4 protein-coding genes are annotated in these 5,764 nt (G+C 59.7%); all 4 read left to right on the plus strand.

The window, feature by feature from the left end:
- Positions 1 to 80: 80 nt before the first annotated feature.
- From QZS13_RS09715 to QZS13_RS09730, 4 genes are read left to right on the plus strand one after another with little or no spacing between them, the layout of a single operon-like run.
- Positions 81 to 3,209: a helicase-related protein gene (locus QZS13_RS09715; protein ID WP_295588436.1), complete on the plus strand. Its 3,129-nt coding sequence runs from the start codon at positions 81 to 83 to the stop codon at positions 3,207 to 3,209.
- A 29-nt stretch (positions 3,210 to 3,238) separates the two neighbouring features.
- Entirely contained in the window at positions 3,239 to 4,207 is a 969-nt protein-coding gene (locus QZS13_RS09720; protein ID WP_295588437.1) for a hypothetical protein, read from the plus strand.
- Positions 4,204 to 5,340 carry a hypothetical protein gene (locus tag QZS13_RS09725; protein ID WP_295588438.1) on the plus strand — a complete coding sequence of 379 codons (1,137 nt, stop codon included), beginning with the start codon at positions 4,204 to 4,206 and terminating at the stop codon, positions 5,338 to 5,340. The genes QZS13_RS09720 and QZS13_RS09725 overlap by 4 nt, the downstream gene beginning before the upstream one ends.
- Positions 5,341 to 5,352: 12 nt before the next feature.
- Complete coding sequence (locus QZS13_RS09730; RefSeq protein ID WP_295588439.1) at positions 5,353 to 5,745, plus strand: zinc-finger-containing protein; 393 nt, start codon at positions 5,353 to 5,355, stop codon at positions 5,743 to 5,745.
- Positions 5,746 to 5,764 lie beyond the last annotated feature (19 nt).

Raw genomic sequence — 5,764 nt, forward strand, 5'->3', positions numbered from 1 at the left:
AGGACCAAGAAGACCGTAATTGCCCATATGGGCGGTTGCGGTCTTTTTTTGTCCGCCGCGGAAAGGAGATTCAATATGAAATGAGCAGTCAGAGCAGGCTGATCCCAGTCAGCTACTACAACGCCTCCCAGGAGGTGCGCCTGTCCGCATACGCGGATACCATCGTCTATGAGCGGGAAGGCCCCCACAGGAACATCCTCCGCGCCGTCCGATTCGGCGGCTACCCGGAGATGGTGCGCGGCCTTGCCGACGCCATCTATGCCGGTGGGACTCTGGACGCCAATATGGGTGACCGTCCCCTATGGCTGGAAAGCCAGGCCAGGCGGTACCGCCGGCAGGTCACCCATGACGGCGTGTATGCCGAGGCGACGCTTCTGGCCATTGACGATGACCAGAAGACGAAGGCCCCCGAAAGCGGCGAAGAGGGGGATGAAGAGCAAGAGGGACAGGAGAAAATGGACCTGCCACCGCGCAAGTGCATCATCTTTTGTCCGGAAAACGACAGGGACCGCCTCTTTGAAGAGGTGGACCGGAAAACATCGGTGCCGCTGATCCCGGAGTTTCGGGACTATGTGCTGGATGAACTGGAGCGCCGGGGAATTTTGAAACGGCTCCAGGTCATCTCCCTGCGGGAGAAGCTGGACGCCTGGGTGCTGTATTGCCGGCAGGATGATTCCAACATCATCTCCGTGGTGGAGGACGGCCTCAAAAGCGGGGCCATCTCCATCCCCGGGACGGTCATCGACCCGGACGGCTTTGACGGCGTGGAGAATGTCACCGGCTACCTGAACACCTTCGGCGTAACGGTAGCCGAGCGCATCCGCGGGCAGTTCCAGCCTCTCTTCGACCCGGCCAGCGAGCCGCTCTCGCCGGAGATTTTGGCTGTGAACGACTATATCCGGAAGCACGCGGGCTATTCCCTCTACGATGCCCAACTTGCCGTGGCCGAGGCGGTGAAGCGCCAACTGCAAAAGCACAAGTGCGGCTTTATTGTTGCAGAGTGCGGGTCCGGCAAGACGAAGATCGGTGCCACGGCCATGGCCGCCGTGTACGCCCTGCGGGCGGAGCAGGCCGGCCGGGGGCTGCAAAAGACTTTTAATGTGATCCTGTGCCCCTCCCATGTGGCCAACAAATGGGCGCGGGAGATCGGCGAGACCCTGCCGGACACCGCCGGCGTGGTGGTGCGTAGCAACACGGAACTGGACCGGCTCTACGACCTGTACGAAAAGGGCGACAGGAGCATCTACGCCATCATCTCCAAGGAGAAGGCCCGGGACGGCTACATGAAGCGGCCCGCCGTGATCTGGAACCGGCACAAGAAGGCGTATCTCTGCCCGGACTGCCTGGAGCCCATTGAGGCGTCCTTCACGGAGGACGGCATCCGGTACACGGGCAAGGTCAACCAGTTTTTCTTCCGCACGGAGAACCGCAAAAACCACAAGTGCGGCAACTGCGGCAGCCTCCTCTGGGCGCCGGTCAATCCCGGCCATGCCAGCGAGTGGGTGAAGTTAGGCGCCTATGGCTGGATCCACCGCCGCCTTGCGGCGGAGCATCTTACGAAGACGAAGCATGAGCCGACGCTGGAGCAGATCCGGACGGTCGCGGAAAACCCGGATGGGTACTACCCCACCGTGGGGGCCTGCCGGCGCTATCCCATGAGCGCCTACATCAAGCGCAAGTACAAAGGGAAACTTGACGGCTGCATTGTGGACGAACTCCACGAGTACAACAACGACAGCGGCCAGGGCGACGCCATGGCGGAGATCTTCTCTGTGGCGGACCGGGTCATCGGGATGACCGCCACCCTCATCAACGGCTACTCCTCCGGCATCTTCCACCTGCTCTACCGGGTCTGCCCCGACCTTATGATGCAGGACGGCAAGCCCTACAGCGCCCCCGCCGAATTTGACGCGGAGTACGGCGTGGTGGAGAACACCTATGAGGAGGACGAGCAAGATTATGCGGTCAACCGCAGGGCCCACAGGCGAAAGACGAGAACCAGGCAGCTGCCCGGAGTCTCCCCGCTGGTCTACTCCCGGTTTTTGCTGGAGCAGACCGCTTTCCTCTCCCTGTCGGATATGGGCAAGGACCTTCCCGACTATGAGGAGATCCCGATCCCGCTGGATATGGAAGAGGAGGTCGCCGAGGAGTACAGGCGCATCGAGAGCATCCTGCGGAAAATCCTGAAAACAGGCGGAAAGGCCGCAAGGCGCATCCTCTCGGCCTACCTCAATCTGCTCACCGCCTACCCGGACCAGCCCTATGACCAGCCGCCTATTCTGGACCCGGACTCCGGAGAACCGCTGGTAGAACCGCTGGACATGGGCGATTTTGACACCGTCGGCGCAAAAGAGCAGGCTGTTCTGGACATCGTGCGGCGCAAGGTGGCACAGGGCGAGCGGGTCCTGGTCTACACCAGCTGGACGCGCACCGACTCCCAGCAGAAACTTCTGAAACTGCTGACCGGGGCGGGCTACCGCACGGAGATCATGAGCGAGAAGATCCGCCCCCGCGCCCGGGAGGAGTGGGTGCAAAAGCGCCTTTCCGCCGGGCTGCAGGTGCTCATCACCAATCCCAGCCTCGTGGAGACCGGCCTCGACCTGAACGCCTTCACCACCCTCGTCTTCTACAGCATGGGCTACAAACTGTTCACGCTGCGGCAGGCGTCCCGGCGCTCCTGGCGCATCAACCAGACGGCGCCCCGGGTGGAGGTCTATCTGCTCTACTACAAGGACACCATGCAGCACAAGGCCATGAAACTCATGGCATCCAAACTGGCGGTGGCGGGCATCATCGAGGGCAACTTCACCGAGGAGGGCCTGGCGGCCATGAGCGATGTGCAGGACATGACCTCCCAGATGGCCAAGGAACTGATGCTGGGCATCCGGGACAATGTGGAGGACATCGCATCCGCCTTCAAGAAGATGGCCATTATTAACCCCGGGCGGAGCGAGCCGCAGGCGGAAAGCGCCGCAGAGAAGTCCGAAGCCGCGGTAGATCCGCCGGCGCGTGATCTCCGGGAAACGGTGTTCACTGAGTCCGCCCCCATGTCCGCACCTTTGCCAGAACCCACAGAACCCCGAAGGCGTATCGACCCCGAAAAGGCTGCAGAACTGGCGGCGATCCTGGAGAAGTCACAGAAGTCCAAGCGAACAAGGAAGACCGTAGTAGACAAAAATCAAATGTCCATCTTTGATTTTGTGGCATGAGAAAAACGATTCTGATTGGAGGAATTATTTTGGAAAATGCGAAACTGATGAGACCGTTGTTTTACTGCAATATGTTCAATGCGGACGGCAAAAGAATGCGGGCTGTCTTCGAGCGTGAGGTTTCCAACGGCACGGACGCCTACCGCCTCTGGCACGGCAGCGGCATCCCTGACCGAGATTATCCTCGAGCGGAAAACGACAAGCATCTGCTCTATGTGGAACTCCACGGGTATCTGGCACCATTGGGAATGACCGAGTACGACCTGGTCAACCACTGCGGCGATCCACTTGCCATTGTGGAGTTGTATGGGGGCGAAGAAGAACGCAGAGCGCATTTCGACAAGCTCCACAAGGCCGAGCAGGCCTATACCGTGGAGATTCCCAAGGCCCTGGAGATCGAGAGTGAGGCAATCCGCCGTCTCGGGAGCGCTCCCGAACACCAGGTCGACTACATTAAGAAGATCGTGGATGGACATATTTCCACCTACCTGGAAGCCAAGGGGAACGGCGGTGAGACTTTTCCCGATTTTATCGGCGCGGCAGCTCTGGATGAACTCGATCTGTGCAGGGAACTGTCCGCCAAGTACCGGATGAAGAAACAGGCAGAGCGTGCGGCTCTGCAGGCAAAGGCTGAGGAGGAACACAAACGGAAACGCGAGGAGACCAACCGAAAGGCGAATGAGCAGATTCAAAAGGCAATCCATGTACTGAAGCATGAGGGCGTGCTGGATAATGAGGACATCCGGCTGTACCGGGAGGACGGAGGCTATGGCAGTTACGCCATTGTCAACCATCTGATGCGGCTGTACGGGGTGGAAGTCCCCCTCCGTACCCAGGGATGGATTAACGAGAAACTGATCAGCCTGAGAATTGCAAATGGCCGCTGCAGCGACCTGAGATACCGGACCAGAAAGGGCGGCCGGTGCTCGGACAAGATCTTTGACTGTGTCAATGCTCTCATTGAAAAGGTCTGTGCAGAAACGGAGGCAGCGGCATGAAGATCACCATGAACCGACTGGAGGCCCTGTCCCTTGCCAAAGCGGCAGAGAGCATTGTCCCCAGCAAGGCCACCATGGACGAACTGCGGTGTGTGCTGCTGGAAAGTGGCGAGGACGGCAAGTTGACTATGGCGGCCACCAACAACGAGGTGGCTCTGGAGCTGCGTATGCCGGCGCGGGTCATGGAGGCAGGAGCCCTGCTCATCAATGCAAAACTCTTTGCCAATATGCTGGGGGTCCTGGGCGGCGAGACTGTTTCCCTCCAGGGTGAGGACGGGCGGCAAGCTGAGATCACAAGCGGCTCATGCCACTATACTATCCCTGTCCTGTCCGTATCCAATTATCCCCGTGCGGAGATCCCCTTCCCGGAGGACACCGTGACGGTCAAAAATATTCCCCACATGGCAGCCCGGACGATCTTCGCGGCCTCGGAAAATGAGGGCAAGCCCACCATGCGGTGCGTCAAACTGGTTTTCGTCAGCGACGGCCTGAAGGCGGTGAGTTACGATGGCTCCCGTCTTGTTTCCGCCAAGGGGGACAGCCGGGGTGAGGCGTCAGCCAGCCTGCTGATTCCCGCTGCGTCTCTTAATAAACTGGCCCGCCTAGTGAGCAACAGGGATGAACTGGATGTGGGCACCACCGGCAAGAGTGTGGTATTCATGAAGACGGACTTCCTGTTTTCCGCTCGGCTGTTGGATGGGGAGCATGTAGACGACGATCTGCTGCTAAGGAGCGTACAGAGTTCCTTTACCATTCTCACGGACGCCGCCGCGCTCTACGATGCGGTTTCCGCTATCTCCGTGGTAGCGGATGACTACGGCGTGCTCAGCCTAAGTTTTGCGGGCAACCGGATCCGGGTGCGTTGTGAAGGTGCGAACTGCTCGTCCATACGTGACATGGAGGTCGTGGCGCTGTCCGGCGCGCCGGAAGGCGAATACTGGTACAATGCCCGCCAGCTATCCCAGTGCCTGGCCGCCCTTGGCGGCACACTGATGCTGGAAGTGGGACAAAACGGGGTGCTGGTCATGCGCACTGATGAACTGGTGTGCCTGCAGATGTCCCGGCGCAAGCCCACGCTGCTTCGGGCAAAGGAAGAAAAAGAACAGAAAAAAGCGGTCCAGACGGCCGCATAAGGAGGGATGTCATTGGAGCGTTCGGAGATCTGCCGCTACTGTGGCGGCGTGATCCGCCTTGTGCCTGCCAGGGCGGTCTACGGCTCCGCCGTCAAGCGCCTGGGCCTGGAGAAGGAGTATATCTACCAGTGCCAGAACTGCAATGCCCGGGTCGGATGCCACAAGGGCACGACGCGGGCCCTGGGCCATGTGGCCAACGAGACTCTGCGGCTCAAGCGAATAGAGACTCACCAGGTCTTTGACGCCTTTTGGAAACACAAAGGCATGAGCCGTACCAAGGGTTACCAGTGGCTGGCCAGGCAGATGGGGCTTCCCGAGCGGCTGGTACACATTGGCGGATTTGAGATGGACCAGTGCCAGAAGGTCATCGACCTTTGCAGAAAAGAACAGGAGGGCGCAGCGTAATGTGCGAAAAAAGCAAATG

The sequence above is a fragment of the uncultured Oscillibacter sp. genome (genome assembly GCF_900546705.1).
GTDB lineage: Bacteria > Bacillota > Clostridia > Oscillospirales > Oscillospiraceae > Oscillibacter.

Excerpts from the sequence above, each read along its gene's own strand:
- QZS13_RS09715 (WP_295588436.1), top strand. The coding sequence starts at position 81 with ATGAGCAGTCAGAGCAGGCTGATCCCAGTCAGCTACTACAACGCCTCC.
- QZS13_RS09725 (WP_295588438.1), top strand. The coding sequence starts at position 4,204 with ATGAAGATCACCATGAACCGACTGGAGGCCCTGTCCCTTGCCAAAGCG.